The organism is Sphingomonas spermidinifaciens (genome assembly GCF_002351485.1).
In the GTDB taxonomy this organism is placed as follows: Bacteria; Pseudomonadota; Alphaproteobacteria; order Sphingomonadales; family Sphingomonadaceae; genus Sphingomonas; species Sphingomonas spermidinifaciens.
In genome coordinates, this window is the sequence record NZ_NWMW01000001.1 from 674,256 (window position 1) to 690,513 (window position 16,258).

Sequence of the window (16,258 nt, forward strand, 5' to 3'; positions counted from 1 at the left end):
GAGAAGACAATGTTTCGCACCTTCATCCTCGCGCTCGCGCTGAGCGGCACCGCCGCCGCCGCGCAGACGGGCGACCCCGCCAAGGGCAAGGCGACCTTCGCACGCTGCGCCGCCTGTCACAGCGTCGCGCCGGGCAAGAACGGCGTCGGTCCGACCCTTGCGGGCGTCGTCGGACGAAAGGCCGCGAGCGTGCCCGGTTATCGCTACTCCCCCGCGATGCAGAAGTCGGGGCTGACCTGGAACGCGGCCACCATCGCGCGCTTCATCGCCGCGCCGTCGAAGGTCGTGCCCGGCACCAAGATGATGGCCCCGCCCGTCACCAATCCGCAGGATCAGGCGAACATCGTCGCCTATCTGAAGACGGTCTCGGGCAAGTGACCGGCCTGCCCCCCGTTTTCGGCGCGGCCCGCCTGCCGCGCGCGATCCTTTTCGGGCGCGGCCAGCGCGCGGCGATCGGCGCGGCGAGTGCGCGCATCGGCCGCCGTGCCCTCGTCGTCACCGACGAGCGCCAGGCCGCGCAGCCCGAGTTCGCCGCAATCCTGTCCGATCTGGAGGCGCACGGCGTCGAGGTGCAGGTGTTCGCGGGCGTCATCCCCGACCTCCCCGTCTCGGCGATCGACGCCTGCGTCGCGCCGGCGCGCGCGTTCATGCCCAACGTCGTCATCGGCATTGGCGGGGGGAGCGCGATCGACCATGCCAAGGTCGCCGCTGTCCTGCTGACGCATGGCGGCGAGGTCAGCGACTATTATGGCGAGTTCGCCGTGCCGGGCCCCGTCCTGCCGCTGATCGCGGTGCCGACGACCGCGGGAACCGGTTCGGAGGCGACGCCCGTCGCGGTCGTCCATGATGAAGCGCGCGGGACGAAGATCGGCATTGCCAGCCCCTACCTCATCCCCGAGGTCGCGGTCTGCGACCCCGACCTGACCGCCACCTGCCCGCCCTATCTCACCGCGATCTCGGGCGCCGACGCGATGACGCATGCGGTCGAGGCCTTCTCGAACGCCGCGCGGCCGATCGACCCGCGCCTGACCGAGGATCACGTCTTCGTCGGCAAGAACGCGATCTCCGACCAGTTCGCGCGCCTCGCGGTCGCCAACCTGTTCAAGTTCCTCGCGCGCGCGGTCAGGGACGGAAGCGACATGGAAGCGCGTGAGGGCGTAATGCTCGCCTCGCTGATGGCCGGCTGCGCGTTCGGGACCGCGGGGACGGCGGCGGCGCATGCGCTACAGTACCCGATCGGCAACCTGACCCACACCGCGCACGGTGCCGGGGTGGCGGCGCTGCTGCCGTTCGTCATGCAGTTCAATCGCCCTGCCGCCGAGTCCGCCTTTGCCGAACTCGCCGAGTTGGTGGGGGTCGAAGGCGGCGCACAGGGGTTCATCGACGCGATCGCCGCGCTGTTCGCGGAGATCGGCATTCCCCGCTCGCTCGCCGACCTCGGCCTTGCCGCCGACCAGCAGGGCTATGTCGCGGAGGCGTCGCTGAACGCGCAGCGCCTCGTCAAGAACAACCCCCGCCCGCTCGACCTCGCGGCGATGACCGCGATCACCGAAGCGGCGTTCGCCGGCGAGCGCCAGCGCCTCGCCGCGATCTGACAGGACCGACCGAACCATGACCGTCAACAGCTACACGCCCGCCGGGCGGGAAGGCCCGTTCGCCGTTCCGACCGATAATCTGATCGGCGATGCGTGGACCCCTTCGGCGAGCGGCAAGCGCATCGACATCGCCGATCCCGCGACCGGCAGCGTACTGACCAGCGTCGCGGATTGCAGCGTCGAAGAAGCGATTGCCGCCGTCGATGCCGCCGACGCCGCGGCCGCTGCCTGGGCCGCGACGGCCCCGCGCAAGCGCGCCGACATCCTCCTCGCCTGCTTCCACGCGATGATGGCCGATCAGGAATGGCTCGCCCACCTCATCTCGCTCGAGAATGGCAAGGCGTTGACCGACGCGCGCGGCGAGGTCGCCTATGCCGCCGAGTTCTTCCGCTGGTATGCCGAAGAGGCCGTGCGCGTGAACGGCGAGCTGTCGGTGTCGCCGTCGGGCGGCAACCGCATCCTCGTTCAATATCAGCCGATCGGCATCGCGCTGCTCATCACCCCCTGGAACTTTCCCGCGGCGATGGCGACGCGCAAGATCGCGCCGGCATTGGCAGCGGGCTGCACCGTCATCCTCAAGCCCGCCGAGGAGACGCCGCTGACCGCGCTTGCGGTCGCAGAGATCATGCGCCGCGCCGGCGTGCCGGCGGGCGTCGTCAACGTCGTCAACACCAGCGACCCTGGCCCGGTGTGCAGCGCGATCCTTCACGACCCGCGCGTCCGTAAGCTGAGCTTCACCGGCTCGACCGAGGTTGGCCGCATCCTTCTGCGCGAAGCGGCGGATCAGGTCATCAGCTCGTCGATGGAACTCGGCGGCAACGCGCCCTTCCTCGTCTTCGACGACGCCGACCTCGACCAGGCGATCGAGGGCGCGATGGTCGCCAAGATGCGGAACGCCGGCGAGGCGTGCACCGCGGCCAACCGCTTCTACGTCCAGCGCGGCATTCACGATGCCTTTGTCGAGCGGCTATCGGCGGCGATGGGCGCGCTGACCGTTGGGCCGGGGACCGAGGCGGGCACGCAGTGCGGCGCGATGATCAACAAGGCCTCGATCGACAAGATCGAGCGACTGGTCGCCGACGCGGTGTCGCGCGGGGCGGAGGTGAAGCTGGGCGGCAAGACGCTTGACCGGCCGGGCTATTTCTATCCCCCGTCCGTCATCGCCAATGTCCAGCCGGGGTCGGAAATCCTCTCGACCGAAGTCTTCGGGCCGGTCGCCGCGGTGATCCCCTTCGAGGCGCCGGACGAGGCGGTCGCCCTCGCCAACGCGACCGAATATGGCCTTGCCGCCTATGTCTATTCGGACGACCTCAAGCGCGCCTTGCAGGTCGCCGAGCGGATCGAGTGCGGCATGGTTGCGGTCAACCGCGGGCTGGTGTCGGACGCCGCGGCACCGTTCGGCGGTGTGAAGCAGAGCGGGCTCGGCCGCGAAGGCTCGCACCACGGCCTGATCGAATATTGCGAGGCGAAGTACATCGCGGTGAGTTGGTAACACCTGGCTGAACCCCCTCCCCTGAAGGGGAGGGGTTGAGATCTATCGCCCTTCCCAGTCCGGCACCCGCTTCGTCTTGACCAGGAAGTCGCTCACGCCCCGCCGGAAATCGGCGCTTCCGTAAACCTCCGCGATAAGCTCCTCGATCTCCGGCAACGCGCCGAAGGTCATCGCACGGATCGTCGCCTTGGTAGTGCGGGTCGTCAGCGGGGCATTCTCCGCCGCGCGCGCGACAAGGGCGTAGAGCTCGTCGTCCAGCGCCTCGCGCTCGACCACCTTCAACAGGAAACCGCTCGCCAGCAATTGCTCGGCGGTCAGCATTTCGCCCAGCAGCACCATGCGCTTGGCGAACTGCACGCCGACCGCTGCGCCGATCCGCGCGACGCTGGCGGCCGACAGGCAGTTGCCGATCGTCCGGCCGATCGGCGAGCCGAACTTCGCGTCGGGCGTCGCGATGCGGAAGTCGCAGGCCGATGCAATGTTGATCCCGCCGCCCACGGCCCATCCCTCGACCACCGCGATCGTCGTGCAGGGGATCGCGTCGACGGCTGCCATGCACTCGTCGATGCCGCGCTCATAATCCACCCCCTGCTCGCCGGTCGTGTAATCGGCGAACTTCGAGATGTCGGTGCCCGAGATGAACGCCTTGCCGCCCGTGCCGCGAAAGGTGACGACGCGGATCGACGGGTCCTGCGCGAAGCCAAGCGCCGCGTCGCGCAGCGCCAGCCACATCTCGCTCGTCAGGGCATTGTGCGCGGCCGGGTTGTCGAAGCGGACATGCGCCGCCGCGCCGTCGCGCGCGACGAGAACCTGACCGCTCATTCGGCCGCCTCGCGCGCGGGCAACAGGCCGGCTTCGGCCAGCTCGGCGCGAATCGCGGCGCCATGCTCGTTGAGGAGCGGCGGCGGCATCCGCACCTGTTGCGGGGTGCCGCGCATCTTGACCGGGAAGCCCAGCGCCTTGAACTCGCCCTCGACCGGGTGCGGGACCATCTGCACCATGTCGCGCGCGACCGCCTGCTCGCTTTCCACCGCCTCGCCATAATCGAGGATCGGCGCGGCGGGGACGCCGGCGGCGAGCAGCGCGTCGATCCAATCCTGCTTGGTGCGCGTCCTGAACGTCGGCGCGAGATCGTCGATCAATTCGAGCCGATTCTGTACCCGCGCGGCATTGGTCGAATAGCGGGGGTCATCCTGCAATTCGGGCCGGCCGATCACCTGAAGGAACGTCAGCCACAGCCCCTGATTGGCCGCGCCGATCACGAACCAGCCGTCAGACGCCTCGACCGCCTGGTAGGGCGCCGACATGCGGTTGGCCGAGCCGATCGGCGTGGGCGCCTTGCCCGTGCCCCATAACTCGGTCGTCTCCCAGATCGACAGGCCCATCGCGGCCTCGAGCAGCGAGGCGTCTATATACTGGCCCTTGCCCGACGTCTGCCGGCCGATCACCGCCGACAGGATCGCATAGGCGCTGAACAGCCCTGCCCCGAGATCGGCGACGGCGATCGAGTTCTTGGCAGGCTCCATGCCCGGAAAGCCGTTCGAGGAGAGGATGCCCGACATCGCCTGTGCGATCAGGTCGAACCCCGGCCGCTGCGCCCACGGCCCCGTCTGCCCAAAGCCCGAGATCGAGGCGTAGACGAGCCGCGGATTGATCGCGGCCAGCGTGTCGTAATCGATCCCCAGCCGCGCCGCGACGCCCGGCCGCGCATTCTCCACGAGGATGTCGGCGGTCTTGACCAGCGCGTACAGCACCTTGCGGTCGTCCTCGTCCTTCAGATTCAGGGTGATGCTGCGCTTGTTGCGGTTGAGCGCGAGGAAGCCGGGGCTATCCTCCCCCTTCAGGCGGAAACCCATCGAATGGCGCGTCGAATCGCCCGTCTTCGGCGGCTCGATCTTGATGACGTCGGCGCCCATGTCGCCCAGCAGCATGCAGCAGAACGGCCCGGCCATCACCTGCGAGATGTCGAGCACGCGGAGGCCAGCGAGCGGCAGATCGGACATCGGTGTCCCTCCCCTTGTTGATGCGGACCAAATCCGCTCGGATCATATTGTATATGATCTATAGTCGGTCTAATCTGCGGCGCAACGCGATTTGCCGCCGGGTTGGCCCGCACAGGCAAACGACAAGGAGAGCCTGCTTGACGATCCGCACCGTGCGACCCGCCCCCCTGATGTTCCTCGGCGCGATCGCCGCCTGTACCCTGCCCGCACTCCCTGCCGCTGCGCAAGGCCAAGGGGACTGGACCAGCTACGGCCGCGACGAAAGCCATGCACGCCACTCGCCGCTGCGCCAGATCACGCCGAGCAACGTTGCCAGTCTGAAGCGGCTCTGGACCTATCACATGCGCCCCGCGGGCGTGACCGCCGACACGATCCCGATGCCCGATGGCGTGCCGCAAAAGTTCAAGACCGGCTTTTCGGCGTCGGAGGCGACGCCGCTGGTTGTCGGCGGGACGATGTATCTCTCTACCCCCTACCGCCGCGTCGTTGCGCTCGACGCCGCAACGGGCAGGGAGAAGTGGGTCTTCACCTTCCCGACCAATGATCAGGCCTCGACCCGCGGCGTCGCCTATTGGCCTGGCGACGGCAAGACAGGCGCACGGATCGTCTTCGGCACGCGCACGGGCAAGCTCTACGCGCTCGATGCCGCAACGGGGAAGCCGGCCGCGGACTTCGGCACCGCCGGCATCGTCGACATGAAGACCCCGGAGGTGATGAACGGCACTCGTGCACCGCTCGGCATGAGCAGCCCGCCGGCGATCTACAAGAACCTCATCATCACCGGCAGCCGCGTACAGGAAATGCCCGTCAAGGGCGCATCGGGCGACGTACGTGCCTGGGACGCGCGGACGGGCAAGCTCGTCTGGACCTTCCACACCATCCCCCGCCCCGGCGAGCCCAATTTCGGAACGTGGGAGGGTGACAGCTGGAAGGAGCGCTCGGGCGCCAACATCTGGACCTTCACGCTCGTCGACGACGAGCGCGGCATCGCCTATCTCCCGATCGGCACGCCGACGTTCGACCGCTGGGGCGGCGACCGCAAGGGGCAGAACCTGTACGGCAACTCGATCGTCGCGGTGGAGGCGGCGACGGGCAAGTATCTCTGGCACTTTCAGACGATCCATCACGACATCTGGGACGTCGACCTGCCCGCCGCGACGCTGATCGACGTGAAGCGCGGCGGCAAGACGATCCCCGCCATTGCCGTCATGAACAAGATGGCGATCATGTTCATCCTCGATCGCGTGACGGGCAAGCCGCTGTACGACGTCAAGGAAGTGCCGGTTCCGACCGACAACGACACCGGCGAGCATCCCTGGCCGACCCAGCCGATGCCGGCCAAGCCCGCGCCCTTGAGCCGCCTGTCGTTCGACATGAGCGAGATGGTCGCCGGCCCGCCGGCGCTTCGCGCCACCTGCGACAAAATCGTTGCCGACATGAAGGTGGTCGGCTCGAAGATGTTCCAGCCGCTCCGCGCCGATTCGGCGGTCGCTTTCTTCCCCGGCAGCTTCGGCGGCATCGACTGGGGCAGCGGGTCGTTCGACCCGTCGAGCGGGCTCTACGTCGTCAACATCAACAACCTCGCCAGCCCACAGCAGATGGCGAAACAGGAGGACGGCACCTGGGGCCTCAAGGCCGGCTATGCCTATTTCCTCGATCCGGAGACGGGCAATCCGTGCAGCAAGCCGCCGTGGGGCGAACTGGTGGCGGTCAACGTGAACACCGGCGACGTCGCGTGGCGGAGCGTGCTTGGTGACAACGAGGAGCCCGAACTCAAGGATGCCGGCGGCATCAGCGCAGGCGGGCCGATCACCACGGCGAGCGGCCTCACCTTCATCGGTGCCACCCGCGATTCGATGATCCGCGCGTTCGAGACGAAGACGGGCAAGCTCCTTTGGAAGGACAAGCTGCCCGCCTCCAACTATGGGACGCCGATGACCTTCTCGCTGCCCGGCGGCAAACAGGCGCTCGGCGTCGTCGCCACCGGCGGTTTCGCCTTCCAGCCCGCGACCGCCGACGAGGTGGTCGTCTACACGCTTCCGTGACGAGGTATCCCATGCGTATCCGTGACCTGGCCCTTACCCTCGCGCTCGCCGGCGCCGGCATCGGCAGCGCCGTTGCCGGGCAACAGGCCGCCGCGCCGCCGCCACCTGGCCCCGGCCTCGACCTCATCAAGGAGCGTTGCGGCTTCTGCCATTCGACGGCACAGGTGACGAGCGTGCGAAAGACGCCCGCCGCCTGGGCCGCAACGGTGCAGTCGATGATCGACCGCGGCGCGGAACTCGAGCCCGAGGAGCAGAAGGTGATGACCGATTACCTGGCCGCCAACCTCGCCGGCGGCGACGCCTCGGCGCCCGCGAAGAACTGATGCCGCTCTACGCGATCGATGGCCACGCGCCGGTGGTGCCGGGTTCGAGCTGGGTCGCGCCCTCGGCCGACCTGATCGGCGAAGTGGTGCTGGGCGACGAGGTCGGTATCTGGTTCGGCGCCGTCATTCGCGCCGACAACACGCCGATCGTCCTCGGCGACCGGACCAACGTTCAGGAGGGGGCGATGCTCCACTCCGACCCCGGCGTGCCGCTGATCGTCGGTGCGGACTGCACGATCGGGCATCACGCGATCCTGCATGGCTGCACGGTCGGCGACCGGGTGCTGATCGGCATGGGCGCAACGGTGCTCAACAATGCGGTGATCGGCGACGATTGCCTGGTGGGCGCCGGCGCCCTTTTGACGGAGGGCAAGACCTTTCCGCCGGGCAGTCTGATCGTCGGATCGCCGGCCAAGGTGGTGCGCGAGCTTTCGCCCGAGGCGATTGCAGCGCTCAAGGCGTCGGCGGCGGGTTACGCCGCGCGGCAGGCGCATTTCAGGGCAAACCTGACGCGGGTCGATTGAGGCGCGCGCCGGCGTCGTCGACAAAGGATGCTCCCCCTGCCTGACTATGGGCTCCCGCTTTTGCGGGAGCCCATTGCTCTACTTCGCGAACCGCGGCAGCATCCCCACACCCTTGATCGGCACGCGGTAAACGCTCTTGGAGGCCGTGATCCAGGCTGCATTCCCGCCCTCTCCGAATGCGATGTTGGCGGCTACCTCCGGCAACCGGATGCGGCCGAGCTGCTTGCCCGCGGGCGTCATGATCCAGATGCCCCCCGGCCCCGTCGCCCAGATGTTGCCGCGCTTATCGACCTTCAGCCCGTCGGCGCCGCCGCCCGGCTCCTTGGGGAAGGTGAACACCGTCCGTCGGGTCCCGAGCTTGCCGCCACGCGCGATCGGATAGGCGAAGATCGTCGCCTGCCCAAAATCGGCGATGTACAGCGTGTCGCCCTTGGGCGAGAGGCCGATGCCGTTGGGGAGCACCAGGTCGGTGATCGGCGCGGTCAGCTTGCCGTCGGCGTAGCGGAGCACCGGGTTGAAGGGCAGCTCCTTGGCCGGGTCCTTGTCCATGCCGTTGTAGAGGCCGAACGGCGGATCGGTGATCCACAGCGACCCGTCGGGGGCATGGACCATGTCGTTCGGGCTGTTCAGCCTTTTGCCGTCCAGCCGGTCGAGGAACGGCTCGACGCGGCCCGCCTCGTCCACCTTGACGATCCGCCGCGCGCCCATCTGCGCCATCAGCACGCGCCCGTCGGCAGCGGGGACGAGGCCGTTGGAGCCGATGCTCTTGCCCTTGGGCGGGTTGGGCAGGCCGCCCGAATTGTCGAGCAGCTCGACCACCTTGCCGTCGCGCGTCACCGTCCGGAGCTTGTCGCCGTTGACGTCGGAGAACCAGAGCTTGCCGCGATGCCAGAGCGGCCCCTCGACGAAGGTGAAGCCGGTGGCCACCCGCTCGACCTTGGCATCGGGAGCGATCAGCGCGTCGAGCGCCGCGTCGGCGCGCTCGATCCGCGGCGCGGGCGCTTGTTGGGCGAGCACCGGCGCGGCGCAGATGACGGCGACGATCGGCAGGGCGAAACGCATGCGGTGGCTCCTCAAACGGCGTCGGTCAGGAGGACGAGATAGTCCTTGTTGGTGACGGTGTCCTCGATCAGCGGCCAGACCTTTTGGTGAAGGTCGGACTTGACCCACACCTGCCGCTGCTCCTCGCTCTCATAGGTAAGCTGGAAGCGATAGTTGATTCCGTTCGCGGGCGCCGGCTGGCCCTGGATGACGGTGCGGATCTTGAGCATCTTGAGGTCGAGGAAGCCGCGCCCGCGAAAGCTTTCGGCCGCCGGTCGGAAGCGCTTGTGGAAATGGTCGAGCATCTCGGCCTCCCGCGCGGGGTCGATGGCGAGGTCGCAATAGAGCACGATCGGCTTGCGCCCACGTGCCTGCGGCATCGCGATTGCAGGTGCGGTGCTGGCGACACCGGCCAGTCCCAGCAGTTTCAACAGATTGCGTCGCTTCATTTCCACTCTCCCTGAAGTTCAGCGCCTGGCGCGAGCGGCCGCGGCAAAGGCAGCCTTGGCGGCCTGGTCCCTGGCCACGCCGACGACCATCAATTCGAGGGGCGCGTCGCCGGTCTGTCGGATTGCGCGCGCCTGTCCGACCTCAACGGGGATCGCGTCGCCCTCGCGGATTGCTGCGCGCTCGCCCGCCACCTCGATCTCGCCCGCGCCGCTCATGACGTAGAGCATCTCGCTCATCCCCGGCGCCGCGGCGGGCGCGCTGCGGGCGCCGGGCTGGAGCAGCAGGTGATCGACATAGGTCCATGTCGTCGAAAAGATCTCCGGCCCGAGCGCGCGGCGACCAAGCACGCCGGTGCTCCCTTCGACCGGCTTAAGGAGCGCGCGATCGAAACGCATCGAGACGAACTGCGGCACCCGGTCGAGCGCCGCCCCCTCGCGGGTGTCGCCCAGGTCGAAATTGTCGTAGCTCTTGGTCACCCCGACATTGATGTTGAGCCATTGCAACGGCTTGTCGGTCGGATTGTAGATCGCGTGCGAATGTCCCATGCGGTCGGGCACCGCCGCCGGGCCCTTGATGGTCGAAGTGCGTCCGTCGATCGTGAATTGCGCCTCGCCGTCGAGGATGACGAACATCTCCTCGCACTGGTTATGAAAATGCTGGCCGATGCTGCTCTTGGGCGCGATCACGCCGCGATGGACGAAGATGAGGTTGGTGGAGAGCGCTTCCGGTCCGAGCAGCCCGGCGAAGCGCATCGTCCCCGCCCCGCCGTGCACCGCGCTCAATTCGCGTGCCTTGGCCGGATCGTAGCGCCCGATCCGCGCTTCGAGCGTCTGTGCGGATGCCGGCAGCGCCATCAACAGCGCGGCGCCCATCGCCAGTCGGATCATCGCCGCTCCCCTCTCCATGAACGGCCATTGCGGCCTTTACGCAAGGATATAACCGCTCTACACGAGAATCATATAGGATATTTCGCGACAAGCGAGGGAGAGGGTGATGGCGACTGGCCGGCGGACGCGCATACGGGTGGGGCTCGTCTTCCTGCTCTTCGTCATCAGCGCAATCGCCTTCCTCGACCGCACCAACATCTCGGTCGCCGGCGTCCAGATGCGCCAGGAATACGGCATCGACCAGATCCAGCTGGGCTGGGTCTTCAGCGCCTTCCTGATCGGTTATGCCGCGTTTCAGGTGCCGGCGGGCTGGCTCGCCGCGCGCTACGGCCCACGCCGGCTCCTCACCTGGGCGCTCGTCTGGTGGGGCTTGTTCAGCGTCGCGACCGCGCTGGTGCCGCCCGAGGGCGCGCATGCGATCCTGATGCTCGCGATCGTCCGCTTCGCGCTCGGCATCGGCGAGGCGGCGGTCTATCCTTCGGCCAACCAGTTCGTCTCGCGCTGGGTGCCGGCGAGCGAGCGCGGCAAGGCCAACGGCCTGATCTTCGCGGGCGTCGGCGCAGGGTCGGGCCTCACCCCGCCGCTCATCACCGCGGTGATCGCCTTCGCCGGCTGGCGCGCGTCCTTCTATGTCTGCGCGGCGATCGGCCTGATCGTCGCGGTCATCTGGTACGTCGTCGCCCGCGACCGGCCGCAGGAACATGCGGGGGTCTCGCCTGAAGAGCTCGCGCATATCGAGGCGGGCCTGCCCCCCGCCCCCGCCCAGGAGCGCGTGGCGATCCCGTGGCGCGCGATCCTGTCGAGCCGCAACGTCTGGGGCCTGTTCCTCAGCTATTTCGCGTTCGGCTATGTCATCTGGATCTTCTTCTCCTGGTTCTTCATCTATCTGGCCGAGGCGCGCGGCCTCGATCTGAAAGCGAGCGCGCTCTACGGCATGGCCCCGTTCCTCGCGATGACGGTCGGGTGCCTGGGCGGCGGCGTGCTCAACGACGCGATCTCGAAGCGGCGCGGGCTCTATGCGGGGCGGTCAGGCCTCGCGATGGTCGCGTTCGTGCTGACGGGGCTGTTCCTGCTGGTCGGCAGCCGCGTCGACAATGCGCCGCTCGCGGTGCTCGTCCTCGCCCTCGGCGGCGGCGCGATCTACCTGTCGCAGAGCAGCTTCTGGTCGGTGACAGCGGATATCGCCGGGCGGCATACGGGCGTCGTCTCGGGGCTGATGAACGTCGGTTGTCAGGTGGGCGGCGCGATCACATCGTCGCTGACACCGTGGATCGCGGCGCAATATGGCTGGGTCGCGGCGTTCGGCACGGGCGCGGCGATCGTGCTGGTGGGCACGCTCGCCTGGGCGGTGGTCGATCCCAACCGCCTGATCGAGCCTGCCGCGGACGAGGGCTTCGGCGAAGCGGTGACGGCATGACGAAGGGAGAGACGATGCGGACGACACTGGCGGCAATCCTCGGGCTCACGATCGCGGCACCGCTGCTGGCGCAGGGCCAGCGCCCCGCCCCGCCCCCGCCGCTCGTCGCCTGGACACCGAAGAAGACGCCGCCCAATCCCTGGCGCGCGCCCAACCGCGCGTGGTGGAAGCTCGCCGACGTGAAGGCGCTCCATCGCGGCAAGGCGGACTGGACGCAGCCGGTCATCCGCAACAAGGACCTGGTCGCTGACTGGCACCAGCTTTCGCCGGGCAAGCGGACGACGACGCTCGCCTATTCGGATAACCGCACTGCGATCATCGTGTGGGAGGGCGAGTTGCGCGTGACGATGGCGGGGCAGGAACCCTTCACCGCGCGCAAGGGGTTCGAGATCAACGTACCCTTCCGTGTCCCCTTCACGCTCGAGAGCGTAGGCAGCACGCCCGCACTCTACTTCCAGCTCAACGCCGCGAGCGACATGCCGCTCTACCCCGCCGACGCTCCCGCCCCGGCGAAGGTCGCGGGCTGGGCCTATGAGAAGCGGATCGTCACCGGTGGACCCGGCGGCTATGACGAGCGGCACCACCCATTCCTCGACTATTATGGCGAGATCGTCGGGAAGGGCGCACGGCCCGGCGCCTTCATCGCCGACCAGCACATGTTCGTGAACAACATCCGCGGCCGGGCGACGCCGACACCGCCCGCCAGCAATCTCGGCCACTTCCATGTCGGCTATGACGAGTTCTGGTTTGTGATGGAGGGCAATGTGACTCTTCAGGTCGAGGGCCAGCCCGTCTTCACCGCCGCCGCCGGCGACATCATCTCCGCGCCGCAGGGCCACTGGCACCGCGCGAGCTTCGGCGGGCCGGAGGGGCAATGGGGCACTCGAGTGGCGATCAACCCGTATCCGGCGGGCGGGCACGCCTATACCGAGGAGTCCGGCGGGCGGCAGTGAGGGGCTGAGGCATCGGGCATCGGCCAAGATGCCGCACTTCTCAGCCCTTCCCGACAGGAAGGGGAGCAGAAGGCGACTGCCGACGGCACATCACGATTTCAAAGGGTGGGAGCCGGAACGACCCGCAACGAGGTCGTTACGGCTGCTTCCTTCCGGACCTGACCGGGTTGGCGACAGTTACGTCCGCCCGACTCCCGCGCGCCATATGGCGGCGCGCGGGCGACATGGCAAGCGGTCAGCCGCGCCCGCGCATATCGCGGCGTTCGGGCGGGATGCGGACGGTCAGCGCTTCCCACCCCGCCTCGATCCAGATCTGGCAGGCGAGCCGGCTGGTCCGCGTCGCCCCGGCGGCAAGGTCGAGCATGTCCTCCTCCTCCTCGCTCGGCGGTGGGAGCAGGTCGAAATCCTCGCCCGCGACAATGACGTGGCAGGTGGAACACGACATCTGCCCCTCGCACGTCCCCTCGAGCGGCTGGCCGTCATTCTGGGCAAGGTCGAGCAGGCGATCGCCGGGCGCGCCCGTCACCTCGCGAACGGTCTCGCCATCGGCGGCGACGAAGCGGATGCGGGTCACGCCGCCAGCCTTTGCGCCGCGGCTGCGGCGTCGATCCGGGTCAGGGCCTCGACCAGTTCTTCCTCCGTCGTCTCGCGGCCGAAGCCGATGCGGATGCTCGACCGCGCCTCCGCCTCGGCAAGGCCGATGGCGCGCAGCACATGGCTGGAGCGCCCGGATCCGCTCGCACAGGCCGATCCCGCGGAAAAGGCGATGTCGCGGCACTCTGACATCAGCCGCGCGACGTCGAGCCCCGCGCGCCGCACGTTGAGATTGCCGAACCAGCGCCGCGTCGCCGATCCGTTGAGCGTCCAGCCGTCGCCCACAAGACCGATCGCCCGGTCGAACAGCCGCGCGACATGGGCGGCATCTTCGCCCATCCGCGACGCCGCCAGCCGTGCCGCCGCACCGAACCCGGCGCAGAGCGCGGGGCTGAGCGTGCCCGAGCGCCCCGGCGCCTCCTGTCCGCCGCCGTGGAGCAGCGGGCCGAGCTCGATGCCATCCCGCACCCACAACGCGCCGACGCCCTTCGGCCCGTGGATCTTGTGCGCCGACACCGCGACGAGGTCGCAGCCCTCGGGAATCACCACCCGGCCATAGCCCTGCACCGCATCGCACAGCATCCGCGCGCCGGCCGCGCGGGCCAGCGCCGCGAGTTCGGCGACCGGCTGGACAACGCCGATCTCGTTGTTGATGAGCATCGCGGCGACGATGCCGGTGCCCGGCCCGATCGCCACCCGCGCCGCCGCCATGTCGACGATCCCGTCGCTTCCGACCGGCAGCACCGTCACCGCCCTTCCCTTCGCGGCCTCTGCCGCAACGGTGTCGAGCACCGCGGCATGTTCGGTGGCGAAAGTGACGATCGGGCCGGCGGTGCCCTTGATCGCCCAGTTGAGCGCCTCCGTCGCACCGCTCGTAAAAGCGACGCGCCCGCCCGGCGGCAGCAGCGCGGCGACCGCATCGCGCGCCACCTCCACCGCCGCGCGCGCGGCCCGGCCGGGGGCATGGGGGCTGTGGGGATTGGCGTGCTGGCGCTCGAGCCAGGGCAGCATCGCCGCCAGCGCCTCGGGCGCGAGCGGCGTCGTTGCCTGATAGTCGAGATAGATCATATGCGGAGGTCACCGTCCGTGACGGTGCCGCCCGATTCGCGCCTGATCGCAGTCCAGGCGGTGAGGAAGCGCTCGACATCGGCGGCGGTGGTCGTGCGGCCAAAGCTCACGCGGATCACCTCCGCCGCCGCCTCCGGCGCGACGCCCATCTGCGCCAGCACATGGCTCGGCCGCATCGTCCCCGACGAGCAGGCCGCACCGGCCGACACCGAGATGCCCATCAGGTCGAAGCGGATGAGCTGCGTCGCCGCGGTCACGCCCGGCATCCGATAGGCGGCGATCGTCGGCGTCCGGCGCGGCGCGTCGGCCCCCATCCGCTCCGCCCCCGCCGCGGCGAGCCCATGGTCGAGCCGCTCGCGCAGTTCGGCCAGGTCGATCAGGTCCTCGGGCACGCCGACCGCCGCGACGAAGCCCGCCGCGCCCGGCACATTTTCGGTCCCGCCGCGATAGCCGCGCTCCTGCCCGCCCGAGGGGCGCAGCGCCGCGAAGTCGCGGACCAACAGCGCGCCGACGCCCGGCGGCCCGCCACGCTTGTGCCCCGACAGCGCGACGAAATCGGCATGATGCTGCGGCAGGTCGTCGTCGTCCCATCCCACCGGCATCTGCGCCGCGTCGGCGAGCAGCAGCCCGCCCGCCTCGTGCACGATCGCTGCGATCTCGCCCAGCGGCTGGAGAACACCGGTCTCGTTGTTCCCCCACTGGACGGCGACGAGCGCAGGCGAAGGCCCCGAGGCAAGCGCGGCCCTGAGCGCGTCGAGATCGAGCGTCCCGTCCTCGATCACTGGCAGCCGCTCGGCCTCGGGCGCGGCGCGCAACACCGCCTCATGCTCGGTCGCGCTGACCAGCACGCGCGCTGCCTCGGCGCGGGTCAGTGCGATGCCCAGCGCCTCGGTCGCGCCGCTGGTGAAGATGAGGTCGCCGGCCCAGCCATAGGCGGCGATCAGCCGCGTCCGCGCGCCCTCGAGCACCGCGCGCCCCGCCCGCCCCTCGGCATGGGGGGACGACGGGTTGGCCCAGTCGGCCATGGCGCCCGCGACGGCGGCCATCGCGGGCTCGACCATCGGCGTCGCGGCGGCGTGATCCAGATAGAGGCGATTGCCCAAGCGCTTCGTCTCCCGGCGGCGTTGCTTGTCGGGCCGCCCGGCTTATATAGCCCACGCATTGGTGGGCGCTACCATTGGCGGCGCCGGCAGTCGTAACAGGAAACCGATGCCCGAAGTGATCTTTCCCGGCCCCGAAGGCCGTCTCGAGGGGCGCTTCGCCCCCGCCCCCCGTCCCCGCGCGCCCGTCGCGATGATCCTCCACCCGCACCCCCAGTCGGGCGGCACGATGAACAACCGCATCGTGCAGGAGCTTTACAAGACCTTCCAGCGCCGCGGTTTCGCCACGCTGCGGTTCAACTTCCGCGGCGTCGGCAAGAGCCAGGGGACGTTCGACAACGGCATCGGCGAGTTGTCGGATGCGGCGAGCGCGCTTGACTGGGTGCAAAGCTTCCACCCGGAGGCGCAGACGACGTGGATCGCGGGCGTCAGCTTCGGCGCGTGGATCGGCATGCAGCTACTGATGCGCCGGCCGGAGATCCGCGGCTTCATCTCGATCGCGCCGCCGGCGAACATGTACGACTTCACCTTCCTGGCCCCCTGCCCCAGCTCGGGCATCATCATCCAGGGTGACGCGGACGAGGTGGTGACGCCAAGCGCCACGCAGAAGCTGGTCGACAAGCTGCGTACGCAGAAGCACATCACCATCCATCACGACACCATCCCCGGCGCCAACCACTTCTTCGAGCACGAGATGCCGCAGCTGATGGGGAGCGTCGATCGCTATCTCGACATGCGGCTCGACCCCAACTCGCCGATCCGCTGA

17 protein-coding genes and 1 other RNA gene are annotated in these 16,258 nt (G+C 68.9%); 9 read left to right on the forward strand and 9 right to left on the reverse strand.

Annotated features, from left to right (window positions below; all coding sequences use genetic code 11):
* Window positions 1-9 precede the first annotated feature (9 nt).
* The 3 genes from COC42_RS03230 to COC42_RS03240 are packed head-to-tail and all read left to right on the forward strand — an operon-like array spanning window position 10 to window position 3,087.
* A complete protein-coding gene (locus COC42_RS03230) occupies window positions 10-378 on the forward strand; it encodes a c-type cytochrome (RefSeq protein WP_096341817.1) in 369 nt (122 codons plus the stop codon).
* On the forward strand, window positions 375-1,595 hold the full coding sequence (locus COC42_RS03235) for an iron-containing alcohol dehydrogenase (RefSeq protein WP_217991253.1): 1,221 nt from the start codon (window positions 375-377) through the stop codon (window positions 1,593-1,595). Before COC42_RS03230 ends, COC42_RS03235 begins: the two co-directional genes overlap by 4 nt.
* 16 nt (window positions 1,596-1,611) lie before the next feature.
* A complete protein-coding gene (locus COC42_RS03240; protein WP_096341818.1) occupies window positions 1,612-3,087 on the forward strand; it encodes an NAD-dependent succinate-semialdehyde dehydrogenase in 1,476 nt (491 codons plus the stop codon).
* Between the two features lie 42 nt (window positions 3,088-3,129).
* Here the strand turns inward: COC42_RS03240 and COC42_RS03245 are convergent, their stop codons facing one another.
* Entirely contained in the window at window positions 3,130-3,909 is a 780-nt protein-coding gene (locus tag COC42_RS03245) for an enoyl-CoA hydratase (RefSeq protein WP_096341819.1), read from the reverse strand.
* Window positions 3,906-5,090 carry a CaiB/BaiF CoA transferase family protein gene (locus tag COC42_RS03250; RefSeq protein ID WP_096341820.1) on the reverse strand — a complete coding sequence of 395 codons (1,185 nt, stop codon included), beginning with the start codon at window positions 5,088-5,090 and terminating at the stop codon, window positions 3,906-3,908. Before COC42_RS03250 ends, COC42_RS03245 begins: the two co-directional genes overlap by 4 nt.
* Window positions 5,091-5,227: 137 nt before the next feature.
* On the opposite strand from COC42_RS03250, the gene COC42_RS03255 reads away from it, so the two are divergent.
* The 3 genes from COC42_RS03255 to COC42_RS03265 are packed head-to-tail and all read left to right on the forward strand — an operon-like array spanning window position 5,228 to window position 7,982.
* The gene (locus COC42_RS03255) at window positions 5,228-7,135 is read left to right on the forward strand and encodes an outer membrane protein assembly factor BamB family protein (RefSeq protein WP_245843793.1); all 1,908 of its coding nucleotides are present in this window, start codon (window positions 5,228-5,230) and stop codon (window positions 7,133-7,135) included.
* Between the two features lie 11 nt (window positions 7,136-7,146).
* Entirely contained in the window at window positions 7,147-7,458 is a 312-nt protein-coding gene (locus COC42_RS03260) for a hypothetical protein (protein ID WP_096341822.1), read from the forward strand.
* Window positions 7,458-7,982 carry a gamma carbonic anhydrase family protein gene (locus tag COC42_RS03265; protein ID WP_096341823.1) on the forward strand — a complete coding sequence of 175 codons (525 nt, stop codon included), beginning with the start codon at window positions 7,458-7,460 and terminating at the stop codon, window positions 7,980-7,982. Before COC42_RS03260 ends, COC42_RS03265 begins: the two co-directional genes overlap by 1 nt.
* 78 nt (window positions 7,983-8,060) lie before the next feature.
* On the opposite strand, the gene COC42_RS03270 is transcribed toward COC42_RS03265, so the two are convergent.
* From COC42_RS03270 to COC42_RS03280, 3 genes are read right to left on the reverse strand one after another with little or no spacing between them, the layout of a single operon-like run.
* The gene (locus tag COC42_RS03270) at window positions 8,061-9,044 is read right to left on the reverse strand and encodes an SMP-30/gluconolactonase/LRE family protein (RefSeq protein ID WP_096341824.1); all 984 of its coding nucleotides are present in this window, start codon (window positions 9,042-9,044) and stop codon (window positions 8,061-8,063) included.
* 11 nt (window positions 9,045-9,055) lie between these two features.
* Window positions 9,056-9,472, reverse strand: a complete 417-nt coding sequence (locus tag COC42_RS03275) for a hypothetical protein (RefSeq protein WP_096341825.1) — start codon at window positions 9,470-9,472, stop codon at window positions 9,056-9,058.
* An 18-nt stretch (window positions 9,473-9,490) separates the two neighbouring features.
* Window positions 9,491-10,360 carry a cupin domain-containing protein gene (locus COC42_RS03280; RefSeq protein WP_245843800.1) on the reverse strand — a complete coding sequence of 290 codons (870 nt, stop codon included), beginning with the start codon at window positions 10,358-10,360 and terminating at the stop codon, window positions 9,491-9,493.
* A gap of 106 nt (window positions 10,361-10,466) precedes the next feature.
* On the opposite strand from COC42_RS03280, the gene COC42_RS03285 reads away from it, so the two are divergent.
* Window positions 10,467-11,777 carry an MFS transporter gene (locus tag COC42_RS03285; RefSeq protein ID WP_096341827.1) on the forward strand — a complete coding sequence of 437 codons (1,311 nt, stop codon included), beginning with the start codon at window positions 10,467-10,469 and terminating at the stop codon, window positions 11,775-11,777.
* Window positions 11,774-12,730 (forward strand): cupin domain-containing protein, encoded by a 957-nt coding sequence (locus COC42_RS03290; RefSeq protein WP_096341828.1) that lies wholly within the window; start codon window positions 11,774-11,776, stop codon window positions 12,728-12,730. The genes COC42_RS03285 and COC42_RS03290 overlap by 4 nt, the downstream gene beginning before the upstream one ends.
* Before the next feature lie 101 nt (window positions 12,731-12,831).
* Here the strand turns inward: COC42_RS03290 and ffs are convergent.
* From ffs to COC42_RS03310, 4 genes are all read right to left on the reverse strand, one after another.
* Window positions 12,832-12,929: signal recognition particle sRNA small type (gene ffs, locus COC42_RS03295), an RNA gene on the reverse strand.
* Window positions 12,930-12,965: 36 nt separating this feature from the next.
* The gene (locus COC42_RS03300; protein WP_096341829.1) at window positions 12,966-13,304 is read right to left on the reverse strand and encodes a 2Fe-2S iron-sulfur cluster-binding protein; all 339 of its coding nucleotides are present in this window, start codon (window positions 13,302-13,304) and stop codon (window positions 12,966-12,968) included.
* Window positions 13,301-14,392, reverse strand: coding sequence for a cysteine desulfurase family protein (locus COC42_RS03305; RefSeq protein WP_096341830.1), 1,092 nt, complete (start codon window positions 14,390-14,392; stop codon window positions 13,301-13,303). The genes COC42_RS03300 and COC42_RS03305 overlap by 4 nt, the downstream gene beginning before the upstream one ends.
* Entirely contained in the window at window positions 14,389-15,495 is a 1,107-nt protein-coding gene (locus tag COC42_RS03310) for a cysteine desulfurase family protein (protein WP_096341831.1), read from the reverse strand. Before COC42_RS03310 ends, COC42_RS03305 begins: the two co-directional genes overlap by 4 nt.
* Before the next feature lie 106 nt (window positions 15,496-15,601).
* On the opposite strand from COC42_RS03310, the gene COC42_RS03315 reads away from it, so the two are divergent.
* A complete protein-coding gene (locus tag COC42_RS03315) occupies window positions 15,602-16,258 on the forward strand; it encodes an alpha/beta hydrolase (RefSeq protein WP_096341832.1) in 657 nt (218 codons plus the stop codon).